Source organism: Dokdonia sp. R78006 (assembly GCF_042466145.1).
GTDB lineage: Bacteria > Bacteroidota > Bacteroidia > Flavobacteriales > Flavobacteriaceae > Dokdonia.
The window spans coordinates 2,098,073-2,121,010 of sequence record NZ_JAXHBU010000001.1 but is presented as its reverse complement, the minus strand read 5'-3'; the positions used below and the strand labels follow the sequence as shown (position 1 = coordinate 2,121,010).

The 22,938-nt window shown below is 36.7% G+C and carries 24 protein-coding genes and 1 tRNA gene; 9 read left to right on the top strand and 16 right to left on the bottom strand.

The window, feature by feature from the left end; translation table 11 throughout:
• Positions 1 to 8: 8 nt before the first annotated feature.
• Positions 9 to 1,436, bottom strand: a complete 1,428-nt coding sequence (locus SJY37_RS09490) for a glycogen synthase (RefSeq protein ID WP_298325991.1) — start codon at positions 1,434 to 1,436, stop codon at positions 9 to 11.
• Between the two features lie 295 nt (positions 1,437 to 1,731).
• On the opposite strand from SJY37_RS09490, the gene msrB (SJY37_RS09485) reads away from it, so the two are divergent.
• The 4 genes from msrB (SJY37_RS09485) to SJY37_RS09470 all read left to right on the top strand — a co-directional run bounded on the left by msrB (SJY37_RS09485) (position 1,732) and on the right by SJY37_RS09470 (position 5,522).
• Positions 1,732 to 2,211 (top strand): peptide-methionine (R)-S-oxide reductase MsrB, encoded by a 480-nt coding sequence (gene msrB, locus SJY37_RS09485; protein ID WP_298325994.1) that lies wholly within the window; start codon positions 1,732 to 1,734, stop codon positions 2,209 to 2,211.
• A 1-nt stretch (position 2,212) separates the two neighbouring features.
• Positions 2,213 to 2,602, top strand: a complete 390-nt coding sequence (gene msrB / locus SJY37_RS09480; RefSeq protein WP_144783364.1) for a peptide-methionine (R)-S-oxide reductase MsrB — start codon at positions 2,213 to 2,215, stop codon at positions 2,600 to 2,602.
• Positions 2,603 to 2,742: 140 nt separating this feature from the next.
• The gene (gene lpdA, locus SJY37_RS09475) at positions 2,743 to 4,119 is read left to right on the top strand and encodes a dihydrolipoyl dehydrogenase (protein WP_379953027.1); all 1,377 of its coding nucleotides are present in this window, start codon (positions 2,743 to 2,745) and stop codon (positions 4,117 to 4,119) included.
• A gap of 113 nt (positions 4,120 to 4,232) precedes the next feature.
• Entirely contained in the window at positions 4,233 to 5,522 is a 1,290-nt protein-coding gene (locus SJY37_RS09470; RefSeq protein ID WP_379953026.1) for an ectonucleotide pyrophosphatase/phosphodiesterase, read from the top strand.
• A 29-nt stretch (positions 5,523 to 5,551) separates the two neighbouring features.
• Here SJY37_RS09470 and aroQ read toward each other — a convergent pair whose 3' ends face one another.
• Positions 5,552 to 5,974 (bottom strand): type II 3-dehydroquinate dehydratase, encoded by a 423-nt coding sequence (aroQ, locus tag SJY37_RS09465; protein ID WP_298326009.1) that lies wholly within the window; start codon positions 5,972 to 5,974, stop codon positions 5,552 to 5,554.
• Positions 5,975 to 6,084: 110 nt separating this feature from the next.
• A complete protein-coding gene (locus SJY37_RS09460) occupies positions 6,085 to 6,693 on the bottom strand; it encodes a porin family protein (protein ID WP_298326011.1) in 609 nt (202 codons plus the stop codon).
• A gap of 116 nt (positions 6,694 to 6,809) precedes the next feature.
• Between SJY37_RS09460 and xerD the strand changes: the two genes are divergently transcribed.
• A complete protein-coding gene (gene xerD, locus SJY37_RS09455) occupies positions 6,810 to 7,712 on the top strand; it encodes a site-specific tyrosine recombinase XerD (protein ID WP_379953025.1) in 903 nt (300 codons plus the stop codon).
• A gap of 36 nt (positions 7,713 to 7,748) precedes the next feature.
• Here the strand turns inward: xerD and SJY37_RS09450 are convergent, their stop codons facing one another.
• The 6 genes from SJY37_RS09450 to menC form a co-directional block, all read right to left on the bottom strand.
• Entirely contained in the window at positions 7,749 to 9,059 is a 1,311-nt protein-coding gene (locus tag SJY37_RS09450; RefSeq protein WP_379953024.1) for a M24 family metallopeptidase, read from the bottom strand.
• Between the two features lie 92 nt (positions 9,060 to 9,151).
• A complete protein-coding gene (locus tag SJY37_RS09445; RefSeq protein WP_298326020.1) occupies positions 9,152 to 9,631 on the bottom strand; it encodes a hypothetical protein in 480 nt (159 codons plus the stop codon).
• Between the two features lie 76 nt (positions 9,632 to 9,707).
• Complete coding sequence (locus SJY37_RS09440; protein WP_379953023.1) at positions 9,708 to 10,409, bottom strand: hypothetical protein; 702 nt, start codon at positions 10,407 to 10,409, stop codon at positions 9,708 to 9,710.
• Between the two features lie 138 nt (positions 10,410 to 10,547).
• Positions 10,548 to 11,642 carry an AMP-binding protein gene (locus SJY37_RS09435; RefSeq protein ID WP_379953022.1) on the bottom strand — a complete coding sequence of 365 codons (1,095 nt, stop codon included), beginning with the start codon at positions 11,640 to 11,642 and terminating at the stop codon, positions 10,548 to 10,550.
• A gap of 71 nt (positions 11,643 to 11,713) precedes the next feature.
• Positions 11,714 to 12,652, bottom strand: coding sequence for a CPBP family intramembrane glutamic endopeptidase (locus tag SJY37_RS09430; RefSeq protein WP_298326030.1), 939 nt, complete (start codon positions 12,650 to 12,652; stop codon positions 11,714 to 11,716).
• 3 nt (positions 12,653 to 12,655) lie between these two features.
• A complete protein-coding gene (gene menC / locus SJY37_RS09425; protein ID WP_379953360.1) occupies positions 12,656 to 13,690 on the bottom strand; it encodes an o-succinylbenzoate synthase in 1,035 nt (344 codons plus the stop codon).
• A gap of 285 nt (positions 13,691 to 13,975) precedes the next feature.
• On the opposite strand from menC, the gene SJY37_RS09420 reads away from it, so the two are divergent.
• Complete coding sequence (locus SJY37_RS09420; RefSeq protein WP_379953021.1) at positions 13,976 to 14,536, top strand: YqgE/AlgH family protein; 561 nt, start codon at positions 13,976 to 13,978, stop codon at positions 14,534 to 14,536.
• Here SJY37_RS09420 and SJY37_RS09415 read toward each other — a convergent pair.
• Positions 14,533 to 15,378: an aminotransferase class IV gene (locus SJY37_RS09415; protein WP_298326037.1), complete on the bottom strand. Its 846-nt coding sequence runs from the start codon at positions 15,376 to 15,378 to the stop codon at positions 14,533 to 14,535. The genes SJY37_RS09420 and SJY37_RS09415 overlap by 4 nt on opposite strands.
• A 51-nt stretch (positions 15,379 to 15,429) precedes the next feature.
• Entirely contained in the window at positions 15,430 to 15,816 is a 387-nt protein-coding gene (locus SJY37_RS09410; protein ID WP_298326040.1) for an START-like domain-containing protein, read from the bottom strand.
• Between the two features lie 185 nt (positions 15,817 to 16,001).
• Between SJY37_RS09410 and SJY37_RS09405 the strand changes: the two genes are divergently transcribed.
• From SJY37_RS09405 to SJY37_RS09395, 3 genes are all read left to right on the top strand, one after another.
• A tRNA-Met gene (locus SJY37_RS09405) sits at positions 16,002 to 16,075 on the top strand.
• A 280-nt stretch (positions 16,076 to 16,355) separates the two neighbouring features.
• Positions 16,356 to 17,084 carry a phosphatase PAP2 family protein gene (locus SJY37_RS09400; protein WP_298326043.1) on the top strand — a complete coding sequence of 243 codons (729 nt, stop codon included), beginning with the start codon at positions 16,356 to 16,358 and terminating at the stop codon, positions 17,082 to 17,084.
• Positions 17,085 to 17,151: 67 nt separating this feature from the next.
• Positions 17,152 to 18,030, top strand: a complete 879-nt coding sequence (locus SJY37_RS09395; RefSeq protein WP_379953020.1) for an SdiA-regulated domain-containing protein — start codon at positions 17,152 to 17,154, stop codon at positions 18,028 to 18,030.
• 113 nt (positions 18,031 to 18,143) lie between these two features.
• Here SJY37_RS09395 and SJY37_RS09390 read toward each other — a convergent pair whose 3' ends face one another.
• The 5 genes from SJY37_RS09390 to SJY37_RS09370 form a co-directional block, all read right to left on the bottom strand.
• Complete coding sequence (locus SJY37_RS09390) at positions 18,144 to 18,764, bottom strand: MarC family protein (RefSeq protein WP_298326049.1); 621 nt, start codon at positions 18,762 to 18,764, stop codon at positions 18,144 to 18,146.
• Between the two features lie 169 nt (positions 18,765 to 18,933).
• Positions 18,934 to 20,424: an aldehyde dehydrogenase family protein gene (locus SJY37_RS09385; RefSeq protein ID WP_379953019.1), complete on the bottom strand. Its 1,491-nt coding sequence runs from the start codon at positions 20,422 to 20,424 to the stop codon at positions 18,934 to 18,936.
• A 25-nt stretch (positions 20,425 to 20,449) separates the two neighbouring features.
• Entirely contained in the window at positions 20,450 to 21,388 is a 939-nt protein-coding gene (locus tag SJY37_RS09380; protein WP_379953018.1) for an NADP-dependent oxidoreductase, read from the bottom strand.
• A gap of 23 nt (positions 21,389 to 21,411) precedes the next feature.
• Positions 21,412 to 22,269 (bottom strand): acetolactate decarboxylase, encoded by an 858-nt coding sequence (budA, locus tag SJY37_RS09375; RefSeq protein ID WP_298326055.1) that lies wholly within the window; start codon positions 22,267 to 22,269, stop codon positions 21,412 to 21,414.
• Positions 22,270 to 22,301: 32 nt separating this feature from the next.
• Positions 22,302 to 22,925: a putative quinol monooxygenase gene (locus SJY37_RS09370; RefSeq protein ID WP_298326057.1), complete on the bottom strand. Its 624-nt coding sequence runs from the start codon at positions 22,923 to 22,925 to the stop codon at positions 22,302 to 22,304.
• Between the last annotated feature and the right edge of the window lie 13 nt (positions 22,926 to 22,938).

Sequence of the window (22,938 nt, the reverse complement as noted above, 5' to 3'; positions counted from 1 at the left end):
TGGAATTTTTATTTTTTGATAGTTACTTTTTTTGGTATCATTTCTTCATATAACGAGGCGTAAGTTCCAGCTGCATTTTCCCAGCTGTGGTCTATCTCCATCATTTGCTTTTGATTTGCACTAAAGGCTTTCTTATCCTTATAAAAAAGAGAAGCACGTTCTATACTGTATACAACATCCCATACAGAAGTTTGATCATGACAAATACCATTACCGCCATCACCTATGTCTACTACTGTATCTTTTAAACCACCCGTACGGCGTACAATAGGCATACAACCATATCTCAAGCTATACAACTGATTTAAACCACAAGGCTCCACCCTACTAGGCATTAAAAGAAAATCTGCTCCAGCATATACTTGGTGTGACATCCTTTCTTCATAACCTATATGAGCATTGTATCTTCCTTTATATGTGGTCTTAAGTTCCTCTAGCTGGCGTTCTACTTCTGGCGAGCCGCTTCCTAGTAAAATGATATTAATATCGTGTTGCTTTAACGCAGTATCAATAATCTCAGGTAGTAAATCTGCTCCTTTTTCCCAAACAAGTCTACCTATAAACCCAAAGAGTGGTTTTGAGGCGTCTAGTCCAAACTCATCACAAATAGCCTTTTTATTAGCCTCACGGCCTTTAGCTCTCGTTCTTATTGTATAATTTTTAATAAGATAATCATCTGTAGCAGGGTTCCATGTTTCGGCATCAATACCGTTTAGAATTCCCACGCACTTTAATTTCTCTTCTCTAAGCAAGCCTTCTAATCCATTTGCTTTTTCTTGTAATTCCACCATATATGATGGAGAAACGGTATTCACTCGCCATGCACATTTAATAGCAGCAGCAAGTGGATTTATATCACCGTACCAATCTAGGAGTCCTAGATCGCTTTCGCGAAAGCGTGGTAACATCCCTACCTTATCGTGAGGAAAATTACCTTGATACTGGGCGTTGTGGATCGAAAGTAACGTAGGCACCTTTATAAGACTATCAAACTCTGGGCAATGCTGCATCATAAAGGGTATAAAACCAGTATGGTGATCATGACAATGAATAATGTCTAACTTTCTCTTTAAACTCAGCACCCACTGCAGCACTACTCGCTGAAAAGCAATAAAACGCAAAGAATCGTCCTCATACCCGTATACATTTTTTCTATCTGTGAGTTCTGTAATCCTAACCACAAATAATGGAAAACCGAGCTCATTATCTACATCAATTACTTCGCTGAAATACGTCTTACCTTCAATCACTAAGTCATGACAAAAAACAATGGTGCCATTTGCATGTTCCACCCAGCTTGTTTTATAGTACGGCATAATAACCGCAGCAGTATGACCTATGCGATTTTGATATTTAGGAAGAGCTCCTACCACATCTGCCAGTCCACCCACTTTTGCAACAGGATAACACTCGGCACTTACGTGAAGAATATTCATAGTTTCAGGTAATTAGATAACATCTTAAATGTAACCGTTATTAAGAGTACGATGCTTTATGAGCTATTAAATATAGGTTAAATCACAAATAACTAAGCATGTTTTCGCAGGATTTATAGGTAATTACTACAATTAATTTCACAAATTATTAATGATTAAGTAACAACACCTAATTAATCATTAATAATAGAGCCTTATGATTAGTATCATTTTATACAACCTCACGTCATTTTCACAATGCTTTAACGACCAAGTGTGAACTAATGAATTAACTTTACTTAAAAAGAAAATAGTTATGAGAAGAATAATTGGAGTATTTGCTTTGTTAAGCATTTTTACAAGTTGCAAGGGGTCTGCTCAGGAGAGTAAAAAAGAAAGTTTTGAGATTACAAAAACAGATGCCGAGTGGAAAGCACAACTCACAGAAGAGCAGTATTATGTATTGCGCTTAGAAGGTACAGAGCGACCTAATTCTAGCCCGCTCAATAATGTAAAAGAAGCAGGAACTTTTCACTGTGCTGCTTGTGACACGCCGCTATTTAAAACAAAAGATAAATTTGACAGTGGTACTGGCTGGCCTAGTTTTGACAAAGGTATAGAAGGAAATATAGCATATAGCTCTGATCGTAAACTTGGTTATACAAGAACCGAAGAGCATTGTGCTACTTGTGGTGGACATCTAGGACACGTTTTTAACGATGGACCTAAAGAAACTACTGGAAAGAGACATTGTATTAATGGAGACGCACTCGTATTTGTGCCAGAATCAAAATAATATGAGCTACCCAATAGAAAAAACAGAGGCAGAGTGGCTCGAGGAGCTGGGCCCAGAACGTTATCGCATACTGAGAGAAAAAGGAACAGAACGCCCATTTACTGGAACTTATAATCTACACAATGAAGAAGGCGCTTATCATTGTGGTGCTTGTGATCAAAAGCTTTTTGAAAGCGCATCAAAATTTGACAGTGGTTGTGGATGGCCTAGTTTTGACGAGTCCATACCGGGAACTGTGGAGTATGTACGTGACAAAACGTTAGGGATGATAAGAACAGAAATTCTATGTTCTAATTGTGGTTCCCACTTGGGACACGTCTTTGATGACGGCCCTACTGCAAGCGGACAACGTTACTGTGTAAATTCGCTCAGTATAGACTTTGAAAAATAAGATATTTGGAAATAACGCTTTCGCGAAAGCGTAAAAACAACATTAAAAACCGAAGCAAACACTTCGGTTTTTCTGTTTTATATATGACGGGATAATCCGTATTTTTGAACTACAATAATTAGACTTAAAAAAATCTAGATATGAGCAAATATGATGTAATCGTTTTAGGAAGTGGTCCAGGCGGATATGTAACAGCAATACGCGCAAGCCAGTTAGGCTTAAAAACAGCGGTTATTGAAAAAGAAAGCCTAGGAGGTGTTTGTTTGAACTGGGGTTGTATCCCTACAAAAGCCCTTCTTAAAAGTGCTCAAGTATTTGAATACTTAAATCACGCAGAAGACTACGGTCTTAAAGCAACAGGAGTAGAAAAAGACTTTACTGCAGTTGTAAAACGTAGCCGTGGTGTTGCTGAGGGAATGAGCAAAGGTGTTCAATTCTTAATGAAGAAAAATAAAATAGACGTTATAAACGGTTACGGAAAAATCAAGCCTGGTAAAAAGGTAGATGTAGACGGTAAAGAATATAGCGCAAACCATATTATCATTGCAACGGGAGCTCGCTCACGTGAGTTACCTAATCTTAAGCAAGATGGTGAGACAGTAATAGGTTACCGTAAAGCGATGACACTTGAGAAGCAACCTAAATCTATGATCGTAGTGGGATCTGGAGCAATAGGTGTTGAGTTTGCTAGTTTTTATAACACAATGGGTACAGATGTAACTATTGTAGAGTACTTACCAAACGTTGTTCCTGTAGAGGATGAAGATGTATCAAAACAATTTGAGCGTTCTATGAAGAAGGCTGGAATTAAAGTGATGACAAACTCTTCTGTAGAAAAGGTAGAAAAAACAAAGACTGGCGTAAAAGCTACGGTAAAAACTAAAAAAGGAGAAGAAATTCTTGAAGCAGATATTGTACTAAGTGCTGTAGGTATCAAAACCAATATTGAAAACATAGGCCTTGAAGATGTAGGTATCGTTACAGATAAGGATAAAATTATCGTTAACGATTTTTACCAAACTAACATGCCAGGTTACTATGCAATAGGTGACGTAACTCCTGGTCCTGCTCTTGCTCACGTAGCATCTGCAGAAGGAATTACTTGTGTAGAGAAAATTGCAGGTATGAACGTAGAAAAAATAGACTACGGCAACATACCAGGATGTACATATGCCTCTCCTGAGATTGCATCTGTAGGAATGACGGAAAAGCAAGCTAAAGAAGCTGGATACGAATTAAAAGTGGGTAAATTCCCTTTTTCTGCATCTGGTAAAGCAAGTGCTTCTGGAGCAAAAGATGGTTTTGTAAAAGTGATTTTTGATGCAAAATACGGTGAGTGGCTAGGTTGTCACATGATAGGTGCAGGAGTTACAGATATGATTGCAGAAGCTGTCTTAGGACGTAAACTTGAAACTACAGGTCACGAAGTATTAAAAACTATTCACCCACACCCTACAATGAGTGAGGCTGTAATGGAAGCAGTGGCAGATGCTTATGGAGAAGTAATTCACTTATAAGAGCTACACTTTATACATATAAAGTTATTAGAAAATCCTGCCTTTGGCAGGATTTTCTGTTTTATAACCTCTCAAAATAGTTAGCTTTACTACCGGCACTTAACAGTTGTATTATGAAACATTCCGCTCTCTATAAGTCATTGTTCTTTTTAGTAATTTTCTTATCGCTGGCATCATGTGGATCCACTTCAAATGTGAGTAACTTTTCACCACTTACTACGGTAAATACTGCGGAGTCCTTAAAGAAACCATATGTTATATTAATATCACTAGATGGTTTTAGACATGATTATGTAAATACTTATAACCCTCCTTATCTAAGTTCGTTTATAGAAGAAGGATCTCAAGCCGCTTCTCTAATACCATCTTTTCCCACAAAAACATTCCCTAATCATTACACGATCGCAACAGGAATGTATCCTGATAACCACGGGCTGCTTGCAAACTCATACTATGATTATGATAAGAAAAAAACGTACAGCATAGGTAATCGAGAGACCGTTGTAGATGGGTCTTTTTACAAAGGAACGCCATTATGGGTAAATGCAAATAGTGAAGGTATGGTAACAGCTAGTTACTTTTTTGTTGGCACAGAAGCAGATATACAAGGTGTACACCCTACTTACTATTATAATTACGATGGAAAAGTAACCAATCAAGAACGCGTAGATCAAGCAATAAAGTGGTTAGAAATGCCCGAAGAAACAAGACCACATCTTATCACTTTATACTTCTCTGATATGGATGATACTGGACATCGTTACGGTCCCAACAATAAAGAGAAACTTAAGGAATCGTTATTTAAACTAGATAGTGCACTAGGAGATTTATTTAGTCGCGTTGATAACACGGGATTACCAGTTAATATTGTCATTGTCTCAGACCATGGTATGGCAGAGCAATCTATTGAAAAACTCATTAGTACGGATCCACTAATCAATGATACTCTTTACAACTTGGTTGACAATGGTGTCATTCTCAATATACACCCTCATAATAGTAAGGAAACTGACAAAATGTTCAACCAACTAAAGAAACTAGAAAACAAATTCACGGTTTATAAAACCAAAGACACACCACATTTTGAATATGTCCCAAAGAATAAAAACTGGGGCCCCATACAAGTAATTCCTGATGATGGATATTACTTTAGTTCAAGTAAGAGTATCGAAAGAAGAAAAGCTGGAAACCAAGAAGTATTTGGTGTGCATGGGTATACTCCTGCTTTAAAAGATATGCACGGCATTCTTTATGCAAAAGGTCCGGCAATAAACGTGGGAGGAAGTTTACCTTCTGTAAAAAACATTCACGTATACCCTATGATATGTAAAATTCTAGGGCTAGCTGTGCCAACTAATGTAGATGGTAAATTATCTTACTTAACAGGTATGCTACAAGAATAACCCCTTAATGAATAGCCTTAAAATATCTTTCAATCCTTCATCAAGAAATTCTCAATAGCAAGATTATAGCTATTAAGACCAAAGCCTACTATTACACCTTTTACGTATTTAGAGAGGTATGAATGATGTCTAAACTCTTCTCTCGCAAATGTATTTGAAATATGGACTTCTATAACTGGCGTACTTATAGATGCTACAGCGTCTCCTAATCCTACAGAGGTATGAGAATAAGCTGCTCCGTTTAAAATCACTCCGTCAAAGGTATCGTTTGCTTCGTGCAATTTTGAAATAAGCTCTCCTTCTATATTACTTTGAAAATAGCTAAGCTCTGTATCTTTATATGCAAATTGAAGTTTTGTAAAGTAATCCTCAAATGTTTCAGTCCCGTAAATTTCTGGTTCACGCTTACCTAGCATATTTAAATTAGGGCCATTTATTATAAGTAATTTCATAGTTTATAGTTGTTGAGTACGCTTTCGCGAAAGCATAAAAATACAGATTTACAAGGCGTAAAAAAAGCGCCTCTACTGAGGCGCTTTTGATAATTCTTTTTACTTATGATTTAAAATGCAAATCCAGCTCCTATCATAAATACTCTATTACGAGCATCAAGGTCAAAACCTCCTAAATCTTCACTACTAAAAACGTCAGAAAGTCCTAGATTATAACGTGCGTTAAAGAATAAACCATTGTTAAGTTTATATCCTAAACCACCTACAACAGCAAAGTCTACCGTGTTTATAGCGTCGTTGTTAAAATCAATATCTCCAGAATCTCCATCAGGATTAGAATCAATCTCACTATTTACATTAAATCCTATTTGCGGCCCTACTTCTCCATAAAACCCATCTACAAAGTAGTACTTTGCAAGTACTGGCACGTTAATATAATCTAGCTGAAACTCGACATCATCTCCGTTATTAACACTTTGGATATCATAGCCTTGCCCCGAATAATAAACCTCTGGTTGTATTGAGAATTTCTCTGTGATAGGCACTTCTACAAATCCTCCAAAATGGAAGCTTGTTCTTGCATCTGGATCATCAAAATCGTCTCCTCCTACGGTTGCAAAGTTAACTCCTCCTTTTGCTCCAAAAGACACCTCATCTTGTGCTTGAACTGCTACAGTCCCAAATAAGGCTGCGATTGCTACTACTACTATTTTTTTCATGTTTGTGTTTGTTTTAAATGATATTCAAAGCTATCCATCATCGTGTTAAATGCGTGTTAGGCACTTTCTAAACTCTTGTTAATTGAGAACCCTTTAATAATTGTATTTTCACTTTCGTGAAATGGGAAACAGGCATATCAAACTACAAAAGTTACTTACGTATAGAACGTGGTCTCTCTGAGAACACTATAGACAACTATGCTCGAGACTTAAAAAAACTAACGCGTCATCTGGAGCAATTAGATAGTGCCCCAGACCCTATTACTATATCTAAAGATGACATTCAAGATTTTATATATACCATAGCAAAGGAAGTACAAGCGGGATCACAAGCTCGTATCATCTCTGGGCTAAAAGGTTTTTTTAATTACCTGATATTTGAAGATTATAGAAAAGACAATCCTCTAGACCTTATTGAATCACCTCGCCTGGGAAGAAAACTACCAGACACACTCGCCGAAGAAGAAATAGACGCTCTTATTTCCGCCATTAATCTTTCTACGCCTCAGGGAGAACGTAATCGCGCAATGCTAGAGACACTTTATTCCTGCGGTCTACGTGTAACAGAATTAATAAGCTTAAAACTTTCTGACTTATATTTTGAGGAAGGGTTTATAAATGTAATAGGTAAGGGAGACAAACAGCGCTTTGTACCTATAAGTGAGCATACTCAAAAATACATCGACATTTACCGTAATGAAATACGAACGCATATTGACGTCAAGCCAGAGCATGTAGATATTTTATTTTTGAATAGAAGAGGTCGCCAACTCACACGCGCCATGATTTTTACGATCATAAAAGATCTCGCAGTAAAAGCTGGAATTAAGAAAAGTATTAGTCCGCATACGTTTCGTCACAGCTTTGCTACACACCTTTTACAAAATGGCGCCGATTTAAGAAGTATTCAGCAAATGTTAGGTCACGAGAGCATCACAACTACCGAAATCTATATGCATGTAGACCGCAGTGATCTCGCTCGCGTGATGGAGCAATACCACCCTAGAAAGGACTCTTAGGATTTTTTTTCAATTTTTCGCGAAAGCGTACTTGTATTACTTAACTATAAGTATTTCTTCCTGCCTTCCTGAAACATATCTAAAGCCATCTTCACCCCAGAACCCTGCTTCCTCAAGCATAATTCTAATGTCCTTATTCCACTCTGGAATGGTTACGGTAGTATTGAGTTCGATAGCGTATGCGGTGTTCTCATAAAGCTTGTAGTCTCCTGTTCCTGGAACGCCACCTTGAGAATCCCACATCCCAATCGTAGGGCCAGCGGCATGACCGTATAGTCCGAGTGGGTGCGTATAGATAGAAGGAACAAGACCTTCTGCCCTAGTTTCTTTTAATGATTTTAAAAGTATCTCATTTCCTGTTTTACCTGTCTCAAAATTTGACGCAAGCACATCTTGCACACGGTTACCATCTGCAAATGCTTTACTCAAGAATGCTGGTAATTCTTTCTCTTCATCCTTCAAAACATATGCGTGTTGCTGGCAATCTGTATTGAGACGTAAGTAGGTTATTCCAAAATCACAGTGTAGCAAGTCACCCTTCTGGATTACTTTACCTTCTGGTCTATTAGAAAATGAAACAATATGACTTTCCAACTTCTCTTCAGAACGCTGGATATCAACTGTAGGGTGAAACCATGTTTCTAATCCCATATCTGTAACTCGCTGGCGTAAATACCACACCACATCATCTGTAGTTGTAACACCTGGGACAATCACTTTATAGCTAAAGGCATCCTTAATAATATCATGCGTCACATCTACTAGCTGTTCAAAATATTTCATTTCAAGTGCCGTGCGTGTTTCTAGCCATCCTACAGCTAGATTCTGTGCAGAGACTACTTTTGCTTGTTGAGCAGATGATAGTTTTGATATAAATGCCTCATAATCTGTCTTTACAATTCCATCTGCAAGACCAAAATCATCAGAATAATTAAGACCAATTTTTGAAGGGTTTCTCTCTTCGATAATCTCTAAGAGACGTGCCCATTGATCTGGTTGTTTTTCTTTATCCCACGCAGAGATGATATTCTTCCCTACGTTATATCTAGCTACTGCTAGCTTTTCAATTGTGTTTTTTTCTTTATTTCTATAAAAAACTAATATGGTTCTTCTTCTCGCATTGAGCCAAGTAGAGGGAAGCATCGTTTTTATAACCGGATCTTCATTATATTCTCTAGAAATCACAACCCACATATCGATATCTGCGCGATCCATTAAAGTAGGTAACAAATTATCAAATCTATCTGCCAAGACCTCATCGATTACGTCTGCTCTATCTCGTTCTGTTAAAATCTGACCGTACATACATGTAAACGGAAGTAGTAAAAGTAATAGTAATGTTTTCATAGTTAAGTTGCTAGTCCTTAAAAATACTAAAAACAAAAAAGAGTATTCATCTGAATACTCTTTTCTTAATTATAAATTGATGTATGACTATTTTATTTGTCACCTTTATTTTTGCGCTTTTTCTTGCGCTCTTTCTTTTGCTTTTTAGCAACTAGCTTTTGAGTTCTTCCAGACTCCTCCTCTGCTATGATTTTTACAACTTGTTCTTCGGTCAGGATATCTCTTAACTGAGATTCAAATTTCTTTTTCTCTAGTTCGGCTTTTTTACGCTTATCATCAATAACCATATCCTTATCATCTTGGATTGCCAATAAGACAGTATAGTAATCTTTTAAATAACTTCTAAGCACCTCTTTACCAAAAACGTCTAGTTCAAACATTTCTTGATATACGCTTGATCGCTCTAAACTCAATATATTAGGGTCTGGTTTTTCTGGGCTTCCTTGATTTGTTTGTGGAGGTGCAGGTACTGAGCTTCTTCTTCTTCCTGAATTCCCATAAGGATTTCCGTATCCTTGAGCTTCTACACTCACTAAGGACAACATCATTACTATCACTATAAAATATCTCATAAACTAGACTTTCTATTTTTGCAAATATGCATAATTATTTCGTGAATACTCATATTCAATAATGATGCCCAAATTATTAATCCTTAATTACATCAAGTATTTCTGGCAATAAGGTTAGTGCAGTTAAAGCAATTGCGCCACCTAGATTTTTATGATCTGCAGCTCTTGATTGTTTGCGCTGTTCTCTTTCTTGCTTTCTTTTATCACGACTAGAAACTTCTGCTCCTTGGTATAATGATGTGGTGGCAGCCGGACTTTTTACACCGCTAGCGCTGGCGATTACCTCTTGCGCGTCTTCACTAAGATCAATTCCCGTACCTCTTATCATAATCACACTACTCACTCTTCCCTCATCATAATGTGCCTCCATCATATCATAAGCTATAGAAATTCCAGAGGAAGTCATCGCAATAAAGTCACCCTTAAATAAACTTTCTACCGCCTCTTGCAATACTACTGCTTTACTTACTTCTGTAAAGGGAAGAATATTTGCACTTATCGCTCCATAGGTTCCTATCGCTATCATATCATTACCATCAAGCCTTTTAATGAGGAGCTTTATTCCTTGCTCTATATAAAACTTATCTTCGGGAGAGATTCCTGCCTTTCCCGTCTCTACAAGGATATAGAGTTGCTGAGCATCATCACTTGGGAAGTTTTCGGCAGCATAGGTGATGAGATGTTCTGCTTTTATAACCGCAGATCTGATCTCACTTTCGTTTTGAGCAGATAGTTGTAATACAATAAATAATAGGGCTAGTGTGAAGATACTTTTCATAGGTCATACATTTTAAATGAGTTGTAAACCTATACTCTATACGATGTCATTTCCAGTTAGAATGAGCAAAAGCCTAGTACCAATGAGCGAAGTAGTATAATGTATTTATTACGCTTTCGCGAAAGCGTAACCTCAACTCTATAAACTATTTAAATATTCTTTTAAGGTTTGGCCTCGCTGTATTTTCCCTGTCGCTGTGCGCTTAAAGGAAGTTAAAGAAACTGCCAGCTTAGGAAGTTCAAAAGGATCAAAAGCTGATGTATCAGTAATATGCTCTTTTATAAAAAGAGGTTCTTCTTGCTCTACAAATAACGTTAATTGCTCGCCCAGCAGTTCATCTGGAACTCCAGCGACAAAGTATGGAACGTGGATATATGGCGCCAACTTAGCTTCTATCTGTTCTGGAAACAATTTTACTCCACCACTATTTATCACATTATCAATACGACCTAGCCAGATAAACTTTTTATAGGTTATAAGCTTTACAAGATCATTTGTAATCACCGGATCTGAGCTCACTTTAGGAGCTTTTATAACAAGGCAGTCTCTGCTATCTGTCTCTACCGTGACTTTATCTAGCACTTTAAAAGGGATAATTCCTTCTTTATTTTTTTTAGGATTAACTCTCCTCGCTGCAATATGAGTAACGGTTTCGGTCATTCCATAGGTTTCATAAACCTTAGTTTTAAGTCCTTGTAACCTTAAAGAAAGTGCTGGTGATATTGCTCCTCCTCCTACAATGAGCTTTGAAAGTAAGTGTAATCGCGATAACGAATTATCAAGCTGAAAAGGCGTCATTGCACAAAAATCATACGTTCTATACACAGCATCCAGCGGATTGGATTTTGGCTGCGCCATATCAATACGCCATCCCAATGTCATGGCTCTTACAAGCATCATTTTTCCAGCAATGTAATGCGCAGGAAGACAAAGCAATGCCGTTGTTTTTTCAAATACATCAAAGTGCTTTGCAGTTGCTTTTGCACTATTGATCATATGTTCCTTGTTTATCTTAATAAGCTTAGGTGTTCCCGTAGATCCAGAGGTATGTACCGTCACATACTTCTTAGCATCTAGCCACTCTATAATAAACTCACCAACAGATTCCTCATAAGGTTCTCCTTCTTTAATAAAGGTATGCGCTTGCTCCTTTAATGAAGCAATGGTAAATGAAGCACCGTTAAGTTTAAATTTAGGGTGTAAGCGCGTATATCTTTCAGCAAGCTCCGTCATATCATTTAAATATACGGGTTCCTTGTAAGATTAATATTAAGCAAATGTAAAATGTAAGTCTGCTCAACTATTTAAGCAGTAACAGGAGGCTTTACACTACCTGTGAGTTTCTCTTTCCAGTTAGACCATTTATATTTTCTGGCAAAAATAAACATGAGAATAGGCAGTATTATGAAGATAGGAACAATCTGGCCTATAGCCGAAGGCTCTGCAACATCACGAAAGATAGAATTAGTTTGTAACGCACTCCAATCTGATGTCACTAATAGTGCAATAAACATATTATTTGCTGCATGAAATCCTAGTGCAAGCTCCATTCCATCATCCATAAGCGTTATAATGCCAAGAAAGAAACCTAAACCTATGTAGACCGATAAAATACTATATCCTAGCTTTTCTATTTCAGGATTAAGCGCGTGCATGAGTCCAAAAATGAGCGATGTAATAATAAGAGGAACAAGCTTATTACCTGCAGCAACTCCTATTCCCTGCATTAAATATCCTCTAAAAAGAAACTCTTCAAAAGAAGTTTGTAAGGGTAACAAAATTAATGTGATGGCTAGAAGCCCAAGAAAAGGCATGAGATTAAAGTTCCACACAAGATCTTCTGGAGCAAAATAGTATGTAACTAATGTCGATACTACAGAAAAGACACCCCAAATACCAAAAGCAAAGAAAAAACGCGACCAATCTATGTTTTTTCTAGCGGTTACTAGCTTTGTAAATCGCTGTTTATGGATATACTTTACCACAACAACGAGTCCAAGTAGCCCTCCTAAAAAAGTACAAAGTGCAAGTATTAAGTAGAGATTGCTTTCTCCCTCAAAAAGCGGAAAGAAGTTCTCTTCACCTGCTTCTAAAAAAGTATTTATATCACCAGCTCTCATCCACGAGCCTGCCATTAATGGAATTGCTCCTAAAATTTGCCAGCCTACAAAAAATATAATCATGAAACCTATTATATATCTCCATCCCTCGTGTAAACTCTTGTACGCCTGCTCTATATACATATGTTATATTTTAAAATCCCAATACTTGTTATTATCCGTTCTTAAAGTTCCATTCACCACTTCTAGTGGTGAAGGTATATTGTTTGTAAAAAGGCTTCCAGTACCCAGTCCTTGAGGACCTTTTGCTCCTATTTTTTGTGTCCATTGTGCGATAGCATTAAGTCCAACATTACTTTCTAATGCAGAGGTAACCCACCATTCGATTCCTAATGAATCTGCTACGTCAATCCACTCTTGACTTCCTTTAAAACCTCCTATAAAACTAGGCTTTAAAATAATATATTGCGGTTGTATAATTTCTAGTAGCTCACGTTTTGAAGCGAGATCTGTCACTCCTATAAGTTCTTCATCTAGCGCAATTGGCGTAGGTGTACTGGCACATAATTCGGCCATTTCTTTCCACTGTTTTGTAGCAATAGGTTGTTCTATCGAGTGAATATCTAGCTCGGCTAGTTGGGCTAGGACTTCTTTAGCTTTCGCGAAAGCAAAACCACCATTTGCATCTACCCTCAAGGTAAGTTGCTCTTTATTGTAATTCTTTCTTATAGAGGAAAGAATCGCCACTTCGTCTTTAAAGTCAATAGCACCTATTTTCATTTTTATACAATCAAAACCTTGCTCAAGCTTTTCGGCTACTTGGGTTCTCATAAAATCCTCATCTCCCATCCACACAAGTCCGTTAATATCTATAGCAGATGTTCCTTTTATAAAAGAAGATGGAAATAGAACAAAGGGATCGCTAGATGCAAGCGATAAAAATGCCATCTCAACACCTGCCTGTATACTTGGATATTCCATTAGCTCATCCCAAAGCGCCTGAGGTCCTTTTGAAATGTGAGCGCATACCCATTGTAATTTTTCTTCATAGCCTGGCACATCATCATAACTAAGACCTCTAAGAATACCACACTCACCTATGCCCGTTTTACCAGCATCTTGAATAATGATATACCATGTCTCTTTAGTACGCAAGACCCCTCGAGAAGTACCACTAGGTCTCTTAAATTCTAAAATGTGCTTTTTATAATGTGCTTTCAATAGGATTGTATTAGTCTCGTAAAAGTACTTAATCATATGCATACATTACTAACAGAAAGATATTCTAAAGATCTCAAGTTTCCCGTATTTCCCTCAAAAAGTAAGCGCTTCATCCTCTATTTATTGCCTTACATCTATGTTTTTTTACATACCTGCTAAACCATAAAATCAATAAGCCTCTTATTTACAGCTACTTAAGTTAAATTTTTACTAGTGAAAAATATTCGAAATATATTTTTTGTGATATAAAAAAAACCTAATTTTATATATATAAACGTCACTATTATGATTGCATATCCTACAAAGGGACATTTATTAGTAGCCGAACCATCTATCCTAGGTGATACATCATTCACTAGGTCTGTAATACTTCTTGCAGATCATAATGATGGAGGCTCTGTAGGGTTTATTCTCAATAAACCGCTGGATGTCACACTATCAGATTTAATTGAAGGTATAGAAGAATGTGAGATGCCTATATATAATGGCGGTCCTGTAGAACAAGAGAATCTCTATTTCATACACACTGCTCCAGACCTCATAGAAGGCAGCCTAGAGATAGCATCAGGTATTTACTGGGGTGGTAATTTTGAGAGAGCGCTAGACCTAATCATGAATAAAGAGATATGCTGTGAGAAAATTAAATTTTTTCTAGGCTATAGCGGCTGGGAGAGTAACCAGCTCAACCAAGAAATTATTCAAAACAGTTGGGTTATTCTTGAAAATGATCAACATGACGAGCTACTCAAAGATAACCACACAGCACTGTGGAGAGATAAAATTATTGAGATAGGCGGTGATTATGCATTATGGTCTAATGCTCCAGAAAATCCTCAGTATAATTAGCCTAGACGTACTTTTACATTAAGCTTTTTAAGTAACGCTGCGGCTGTCTCTATTTTAAACTCCTTTTTTCTATATTTTGTTATAGGCTGTATTCCCATAATGGTGTTTGTAATGAAGAGCTCATCTGCCTTTTGCAATTCAAACGGTGATATAGAAGCCTCTTCAAAAGTATAGTCATCCATCAACCCTATAATACTAATGAGTTGTTTTCTAACAACTCCACGCAAGCAACCATCAGAAAGTGGTGGCGTTTTAATGTGAGTTCCTTTTACAAGGAATAAATTACCTTGTAATGCTTCGGCTATATTTTTCTCATTATTGACAAGCAGGCAATTATCGTATCCGTTATCTTGAGCATAGATACTCCCTGTAACGTGTACAATCTTATTAGTTGTTTTAAGCGTAGATATTAAATCTGCATTTATATAGTGGTCTTTATACAACTCAACCTCGTAAGGTTCTTCGTTAAGGAGATAAAAAGGATTAGGGTGCGCTTTCGCGAAAGCGTAATAACCCACACCGCGCTCCTCTGGCAAGTAGGTACCACCGCCAGATCTATACACTGTGATACGTATACGCGCTGTTTGATCAATTAAACCTGACGCCGTCAATGTCTTTAAGAGTTCTTCCTCAAGAAATTCTGGTGTAAACTCCATAGGGATTTCCATGCGAAGTATACGCATAGAAGCCATAAGTCTAAAGTAGTGGTCTTCCCAGAAAAGGAGCTTCCCATTTACTGCTTTAATTGTTTCAAAAAGTCCATCGCCATAAAGCAGACCTCTATTAAATGGATTAAGTTGCGCATCCTCTGGTGAGAATATTGTTCCGTTGTGATTTACCATAAAAAAACCGCCTCTTAGGGAGGCGGTGCAAAGATATTAATTAGGCTTTAGTTATGAAGAGCCTATTACTTGTTTCAACTCTGAAATTTGGTTTTCCCAAAACATTTTACCCTCATCAATCTCATCTTCCTCTGCAAAATCTGTTACCATGATAGATACATCTTTTGTGATTTCGTCTACTTGCAGGCGTAATTCAAAATAATACTCCTCTCCCTCGTCTGCTTCCCACTGGAATTTTATTCGGTCACCGTTCTTTTTAGTAAGAAGTTTTGCTATTTCCTCACTACCGTCCCAAATAAATGTATAGTGGTCACCTCTTAAATTTACATTATCTGCAAACCACTCGCTCATTCCTGATGGAGTAGCTATATATTGGTATAATAAAGAAGGAGAAGCTCTTACAACAAACTCAATCTCATATTTTATTTTATCGCTCATAGAAAGGTATTAATGGAACGACAATATATTGAAAGTAATTTGTAGAACAAAGTAATTAAATTGATTTTATTTAAGAAAGAGGTTTGCACAACCACAAATATATTTTATATTTGCACCCGCTTAGGCACATTGCTTATGCGAGCATACAGAATTGCTTTTATTATTTATTGGCAATTTTAAATTATGGCGAGGTAGCTCAGCTGGTTAGAGCGTCGGATTCATAACTCGGAGGTCGGGGGATCGTGCCCCCCTCTCGCTACATAATTATAAAGGCTTTACAGAAATGTAAAGCCTTTTTTTTTGTACAAAATTCTACTTAAAAGTCTTAGACCATACATTTTTAGCACTCTCTTATTTAACAATAAAGTTGACTGCTCTAGAAATAATTAGGATATAAAACTCAACAACGTTTGTAATTATGCCCCTATCCTATGTATCCACGGTAGCTTAAAAATAAATTTAGAACGTAACATTATATTCTTCTTTAGACTTTACTAATTTTTGATACTTAAATTTGTGCAGAATGGTAATTATAAAGCATGAAGCAAAAACTAGCATCACTTATTTATTGGATTAAAAGTTTACTAATTAAGGTATTTAAAAAATATGATGGTAGATGGGCTTATATCATCACCACAACCATAGCCTTAGCACTCTTTATAGGCGGTATTAAATTATTTATATCCCTTACAGAAACTTTAAAAAGCACCTATCTAGCTGAGTCTGATACGGCAATCTCTAATTATGTAGCTAGCTTCAGAACACCTTACCTCACTAGTTATTTTGTTTTTGTCACAGATCTAGGTGATGCGTTAGGCTATGTAATCACATTTGTATTATGTACGATTATATTTTACGTTACGTTTAAAAAATGGAGATACGTTGCTCAGCTTGCATTTGTAATGGTGCTTGCACTTAGTTCTAATCTTCTCTTAAAACAAATAATAAATAGAGCGCGACCAGATGTAGAGCACCTCGTTACGGTAGAGACATTGAGTTACCCCAGTGGGCACGCTATGATGGCAATGGCTTTTTACGGAACCTTATTGTTTTTAATCAGTAAGTTTCCAATTAAGAGATTCTATAAAGTCCTATTTATCACTTTGTGCTTAATCCTGATTTTAAGTATCGGTATAAGTCGTATTTATTTAGGAGTACACTATCCCTCAGATATTGCAGGTGGATTTATTGCAGGCTTTGTTTGGGTAGTATTTTGTGTGATTGTTTTTGATTTAATTCAGATTTTTAAACGTGATCCAGCTACCTAAAAATATGTTTTAAGCTTTCGCGAAAGCAAAAAGAAACACACTCAAAATATCTTTAAAAAGAAATCTAATGAACTATAGAAAATATATACCTCACCTATTTATTGTCACTCTCGCAATCATTCTCACTATAAGCTGTGCAAATAGCTACAACGGCCAGAGCGATGAAAAAGAAAAAACAACGATTCAAAAAAAATCTAAGGAGGACTATACAATTATAAATACTTGGAAAATGCCAGAAATTTTAAATGAGGTAAGCGGTATCTCGTGGATTTCTGAAAACACCATAGCTTGTGTAGAGGATGAGGACGGTATCATTTTTATATATGATCTCAAAAAGGAAAAAGTCATTCAAGAGATAGCATTTGCTGGTGGTGGGGACTATGAGGGTATCGCGATTAATGACAAGGATGCTTATGTGATGCGAAGTGATGGATTGATTTATGAGGTGTTACGCTTTCGCGAAAGCGAACCAATAATAACTACTTTTCAAACAGCATTTACCGCTCGTAATAATATAGAAACACTCACGCTAGACACCGAAAAAAATAGCCTCGTAGTAACACCAAAAGATCGCGATCAATCTGATGACTTTAAAGGTTTGTATTATATCACGCTAGATGCAAAAACGATGGATGAAAAGCCGCTTTTACGCATAGATATGAATGATAAAGCTTTTAAGGATTTTAAAAAGAAGAAAGCATATCGCATCTTTAGTCCCTCTGACGTGGCAATACATCCAGTAACAGGTGACTACTATGTGCTCGAAGGTAAAAACCCAAAGCTAGCGATACTAGATAGCGATGGTACAGTTAAAAAAGTATACAAGCTTGATAAAGACGACTTTGCTCAGCCAGAGGGAATTACTTTTAGTCCTGACGGAAAGCTTTTTATCTCTAACGAAGCCAGAAAGGAAGAAGCTACGATTGTAGAGGTGGTTTTTAAATAAAAAAAAGATTCTCTTGTTAATTAAAACAATACATTCTTAAAAGAAGCATAATTTACTCACCATAAATTTATAGGTATAGCATTTATGCCGTTCCATGATACTGCCTTGACAATTTATGGAAACAAGTTGAATGAAATTTTCACTCCTTCTATAATCATTCCCGTGCCTATGATACCTATAATTAATCCCATAATTTTACCTATTACGGAAATTACATTATTGCCTAAAACCTTTACGATAAGTGTACTTGCGCTAAAAGTAACATACATTAACAAACACATAATTCCAAAAATTACAATCACCATGCCTATCTGTATATAAGTGGCATCTGAGACAGTATTCATGGCTGTAACAATGGTTCCTGGACCTGCAATAATCGGTATAGCTAAGGGTGAGATAGCAATATTTTCATCTATGTCTACTTCCTTTAAATGTTTGACATTAACTTTTTTAGACTGTAACATATCAAATCCAATAAGAAACACTAGGATGCCACCAAATATCTTGAAAGCAGGGATTGTTATTTGGAATAACTCAAAGATAAATTTACCTAACAAGACAAAACCTGCTACAATAATAAAGGCAACTATGTTTGCTCTTTTATTGATGTTCTGCTTTGTCTTTTTATCTGCTCCCTCTGTGAGCGACAAAAAGATGGTCATGTTTGAGATAGGATTTGTTATAGCAAAAAAGCCTGTAAACACAGTAATTGCAAACGTAAGTAGGTTATCCATTAATCACTAGGTTGTTTCTGATTGTTATTTTGTTTAAAACGGTTTAGAAACGCTGTAACGCCGTTATTATCTAGTGTTAAATATAGACTATTTAAGAAATATCATAAAAATAACGAGATTAATATTTTCTAATGATTCCCACAGTATGAACATTCTCAAATAGTTACTCTTATTGGAAGTCAGCTGCTTTAAAAGGATATTTCCTAGGTGTTTTTTGAATGGTTATCCAATGTGCTACGGTAAAAGATTTCACCCCCCATTGTCCATTAAAACGACCTAGACCTGAGTTTTTAACCCCTCCAAAAGGTGCATAAGCACTATCATTAACTGGTTGGTCATTAATATGTGTCATACCAGCTTCAATACCTTGTGCAAATGCCATTCCTTTAGCTTCGTCTTGTGTAAATACAGAACTAGATAAACCGTAGTCTGTAGCATTTGCTAATCGTAACGCATCTTCAGTATCTTTTGCTCTAGCAATAGACACTGCTGGTCCAAAAATCTCATTTTGAAACAACGGACAGTTTTCGTCTACATCTACAAAAACGTGTGGCGGCATATGTAAACCTTCAGCTTCACCACCTAATGCCATTTTGTAACCTTGTTCTTTTGCATCGTCTATTAAGCCTTTAACAGTATCAAACTGGTTTTGGTCAATAATAGGACCTACAAACGTATCCGGATCATTCATATCCAAACGTTTTAAGGTCTTAACTTTTGCTATAAACTTTTCTGTAAATTCATCATAGACTTTATCTTCAACGATAATTCTGTTGATAGCCATACAGATTTGACCTTGGTTCATAAATTTACCCCAAGCAGCAGCTTCAACCGCTTGATCAATATCTGCATCTTCTAGCACCACAAACGGACTGTTACCACCTAATTCTAACTCGATGTTTTTAATGATATCTGCTTCCAGAGCATTTTTACCAACTTGACGACCAACTGGTGTTGAGCCTGTAAACGAAATTAGTTTTGAAATAGGATGTTTTGTAATTGCCGTACCAATAGTGCTTCCTCCACCTGGCAAAACGCTCAATAACCCTTTCGGGAAACCTGCCTCTTCTAAAAAAGAAGCGAATATTAAACCACCTGTTACTATAGAGGTCGATGCCGGTTTTAAGACCACAGCGTTACCAACTGCCAATGCTGGGCCTAAAGTACGCGCGGTTAATTGACCCGGAAAATTCCAAGGAGAAATTAATCCGATAACACCTAAGGGTTTTCTAACAGCCATAGATTCTTTGCCATCAATATCTTGTGGTAATATTTTACCTTCCACTAATAATGGTAAGTGTACGCTACTTTCAAAAACACTAGCTACTAACTCAGCTTCAAAATACCCTTTTGCTAAGGTAGCTCCTACTTCTTTTCGTGCCCATTCTGCAAACTCTTGCTTTCGGTTTCTAACTACTTCGGCTAGTTTAAGCATCATTCTACTCTTTTCAGGAGGTAGTACTGCTGCCCATTTTTTCTGCGCAACTGCTGCTTGTTCAAAAGCTTCATTAACATCATCTGTAGTAGCTCCATTTAAAGAGAATAACTCCTCTTGGTTCCAAGGGTTAATATCCTTGATTGCTGGTCCTTTTCCGTCTTTCCATTCGCCACCAACAAATATTTTTCTTGTATAATTAGGTAATTTATCTTGTGTTTTCATTTTCATTGTGTTTTAATAGTTGATACTAAAGTGTCACGATTACTTTACCCACTGTTCTTCCTTTTTCAACTTCAGTATGGGCAGCAGCCATATCTTCAAAAGCAAACGTTTTGTAAATGTTTGGTTTAATGCTACCGTTTTCTAACATTTCTTTTAAGGTGTTCATATCTTCAGCACTAGAGTGTACTAAAATGTCTGCAACGGTTTTGTTCTCCTTTTTGGCTGATGCTTTCAAGTCATCTAAGTCCATACCTACTGTTGTATAAGCTGTACCACCACTTTTCAATACTTTTACGGAATTTTCCAATACGTCACCACCTTGCGTATCTAATACAAAGTCGATATCAGATAAAATTTCTTCAAACTTCTGAGTATGATAATCTATTGCATTATCTGCTCCAATAGAGGTAACAAATGCACTATTTTTTGCCGAGGCAGTAGTATTCACAAAAGCTCCCATTGCTTTTGCAATTTGGATAGCAAAATGCCCAACACCACCAGAACCAGCTTGTATTAACACTTTATCACCTTTATTAATCCTTCCTTCTAAGATCTGCAATGCAGTTAGAGCAGCTAAAGTTGTAGCTGCAGCTTCTTCAAAAGAGACCTTTTCTGGCATTGTAGCTAAATGTGCTTCTGGCGCAGCAACAAATTCCGCGTAAGCGTTACCAACACCAGGGAAGTTTACCATACCAAAGACTTTGTCGCCTATTTTAAAATTGGTAACATCAGTACCAACTTCTGTTATGGTTCCTGCTATGTCCCAGCCTAAAATTACAGGTCGTTTTTCACCGTACATCATATTAAGCATCTTATCTTGATACTTTGGTTTTACATCTGCCGGATTTAATGAAATAGCCTTTACCGCTACTAATACTTCGTTATCTTTTATGCTTGGTTTTGTTACTTCTGCTAAATGAAGGTTTTCTGGTCCTCCTGCTTTTTCTAATACTATTGCTTTCATAGTGTGCGTTTTTCAGTTAGATTTTATTTACCGTTTTGCTTTGCTGTTGCTTTTGGTGAGGCACCTTGCTTTAACGTTTTGTTTCTGAATTTTACGGTTTGAGGAAGCTGCAAGTTTACTTGGTTTATTTCTTGAATTTCTACTTGAAGTTTATCAAACTTGATATCTTCTAAATGTCCTCCCAGTGTTATATCTTCAGATAAAAAGTGAAAGTGCATTCCCGGAATCACCACGTTTCCAATATAATCTGGCGTAAATAAGCCTACTAAAGTTCCTTTAATATTATCTCTAGTATACATTACTCTTGTATCTAAATATTCAAATAGAGAAACATCTTCATTTTCTACTTTATGTGCAGATGCCATTTTTAGATACCCAAACTCCCCTTTAATTCTGTAGGCGTAAAAACTGTTTTTAGAAGTAGAGTATTTTTGAAGTTCTTTGTTTAGTTCTTCGTAAGAGGTAATGTTTTCAACGGTTACCGTTTTTTTGGGTTGAAAATTTATCATCGTCATATTAGGCGATTCTAAATCTTCTGGTGCCTCTTTAATTCCGCCTTCAGCATCGATAGTATATACCACACCATCTACAGCAACCAGTTCACCTGCTAGGTGATTTACGGTACCAATACCAATATTACCTTGCTGTACCATTTGTTCTGGCGTAAAATCACCTTCATATATACTATTTAACAACGCAACCGTTGGCGCATATTGATGGATGGTGTTTTCCGTATGTGGTGCTAATCCGTTTTCATCTACATTGTGTGGATGCGGATGTTCGTGATCCTGCATTTCTGTAGTTAAAACTGCTTCTTTTTTGTCCTGATTTCCACAGCTTGCTAAAATTGCCAAGGAAACTAATAGAATTACTTTTTTCATAAGAGTGCTTTTAAGTTGATTATTGATTTCTCTTAAATTTCTGTAACGAAATTCATATACTGCTTTAAATCACCTATCACAGCTTCTTCCATCAGTTTGCCTGTTTTTACTGCATAAGGTTGATTAAAGTGAATGCCCCAAACATCAGATTCTTTTCTCCAATGCTCATAAACTGCTAGGGTGTCTTCTTGACCGTCTACTGTATATAAATCAAAAAGGATATTGCCTTCTTCCTCTTTTCTTGTGTGGGTAATGTGATCTTCAAACTGTTCAAGAAGTGCTTCTCTAAATTCAGTTTTTAGTTTAAAAATGAAGAAAATTATAAATACTTCATCTTCAGGATTTGCAGATTTGGAATGGTCTGGAAGTGGATTTGTATCCCCTAAGAAGTAGAAATCTGGAGCAGATTGTAAGGCGGTCTGTCCTACCTCCATTAACTTTTTGGTATGTGGCTCATTATCGTGAGCTGTAATAGCAGCTTTATCTGTCCAACGTTCGTAAACAAAAAACACATTGTCTTCTGCTTTAGATACAAATACTCTAATCTCTTTATTACCAGCCTCTTTTTGTGTTGCCGATTGTGCTTCTTTAAGCGTTGCTGCAAACGTATCTTTGTGTTCTGGTTTTGCTGTAAATTTTACTATTGTACTTTTCATAATATATAGATTT

What these genes read in the sequence shown, in the direction of transcription:
- SJY37_RS09490 (WP_298325991.1), bottom strand. Translation starts at nt 1,436, where the DNA reads ATGAATATTCTTCACGTAAGTGCCGAGTGTTATCCTGTTGCAAAAGTG.
- aroQ (WP_298326009.1), bottom strand. Translation starts at nt 5,974, where the DNA reads ATGAAATTACTTATAATAAATGGCCCTAATTTAAATATGCTAGGTAAG.
- SJY37_RS09410 (WP_298326040.1), bottom strand. Translation starts at nt 15,816, where the DNA reads ATGAGCGATAAAATAAAATATGAGATTGAGTTTGTTGTAAGAGCTTCT.
- lpdA (WP_379953027.1), top strand. Translation starts at nt 2,743, where the DNA reads ATGAGCAAATATGATGTAATCGTTTTAGGAAGTGGTCCAGGCGGATAT.
- SJY37_RS09470 (WP_379953026.1), top strand. Translation starts at nt 4,233, where the DNA reads ATGAAACATTCCGCTCTCTATAAGTCATTGTTCTTTTTAGTAATTTTC.
- SJY37_RS09460 (WP_298326011.1), bottom strand. Translation starts at nt 6,693, where the DNA reads ATGAAAAAAATAGTAGTAGTAGCAATCGCAGCCTTATTTGGGACTGTA.
- SJY37_RS09420 (WP_379953021.1), top strand. Translation starts at nt 13,976, where the DNA reads ATGATTGCATATCCTACAAAGGGACATTTATTAGTAGCCGAACCATCT.
- SJY37_RS09415 (WP_298326037.1), bottom strand. Translation starts at nt 15,378, where the DNA reads ATGGTAAATCACAACGGAACAATATTCTCACCAGAGGATGCGCAACTT.
- SJY37_RS09370 (WP_298326057.1), bottom strand. Translation starts at nt 22,925, where the DNA reads ATGAAAAGTACAATAGTAAAATTTACAGCAAAACCAGAACACAAAGAT.
- SJY37_RS09450 (WP_379953024.1), bottom strand. Translation starts at nt 9,059, where the DNA reads ATGAAAACATTACTATTACTTTTACTACTTCCGTTTACATGTATGTAC.
- SJY37_RS09390 (WP_298326049.1), bottom strand. Translation starts at nt 18,764, where the DNA reads ATGGATAACCTACTTACGTTTGCAATTACTGTGTTTACAGGCTTTTTT.
- msrB (WP_144783364.1), top strand. Translation starts at nt 2,213, where the DNA reads ATGAGCTACCCAATAGAAAAAACAGAGGCAGAGTGGCTCGAGGAGCTG.
- SJY37_RS09435 (WP_379953022.1), bottom strand. Translation starts at nt 11,642, where the DNA reads ATGACGGAGCTTGCTGAAAGATATACGCGCTTACACCCTAAATTTAAA.
- msrB (WP_298325994.1), top strand. Translation starts at nt 1,732, where the DNA reads ATGAGAAGAATAATTGGAGTATTTGCTTTGTTAAGCATTTTTACAAGT.
- SJY37_RS09400 (WP_298326043.1), top strand. Translation starts at nt 16,356, where the DNA reads ATGAAGCAAAAACTAGCATCACTTATTTATTGGATTAAAAGTTTACTA.
- SJY37_RS09380 (WP_379953018.1), bottom strand. Translation starts at nt 21,388, where the DNA reads ATGAAAGCAATAGTATTAGAAAAAGCAGGAGGACCAGAAAACCTTCAT.
- SJY37_RS09440 (WP_379953023.1), bottom strand. Translation starts at nt 10,409, where the DNA reads ATGAAAAGTATCTTCACACTAGCCCTATTATTTATTGTATTACAACTA.
- SJY37_RS09385 (WP_379953019.1), bottom strand. Translation starts at nt 20,424, where the DNA reads ATGAAAACACAAGATAAATTACCTAATTATACAAGAAAAATATTTGTT.
- SJY37_RS09395 (WP_379953020.1), top strand. Translation starts at nt 17,152, where the DNA reads ATGAACTATAGAAAATATATACCTCACCTATTTATTGTCACTCTCGCA.
- SJY37_RS09430 (WP_298326030.1), bottom strand. Translation starts at nt 12,652, where the DNA reads ATGTATATAGAGCAGGCGTACAAGAGTTTACACGAGGGATGGAGATAT.
- SJY37_RS09445 (WP_298326020.1), bottom strand. Translation starts at nt 9,631, where the DNA reads ATGAGATATTTTATAGTGATAGTAATGATGTTGTCCTTAGTGAGTGTA.
- budA (WP_298326055.1), bottom strand. Translation starts at nt 22,269, where the DNA reads ATGAAAAAAGTAATTCTATTAGTTTCCTTGGCAATTTTAGCAAGCTGT.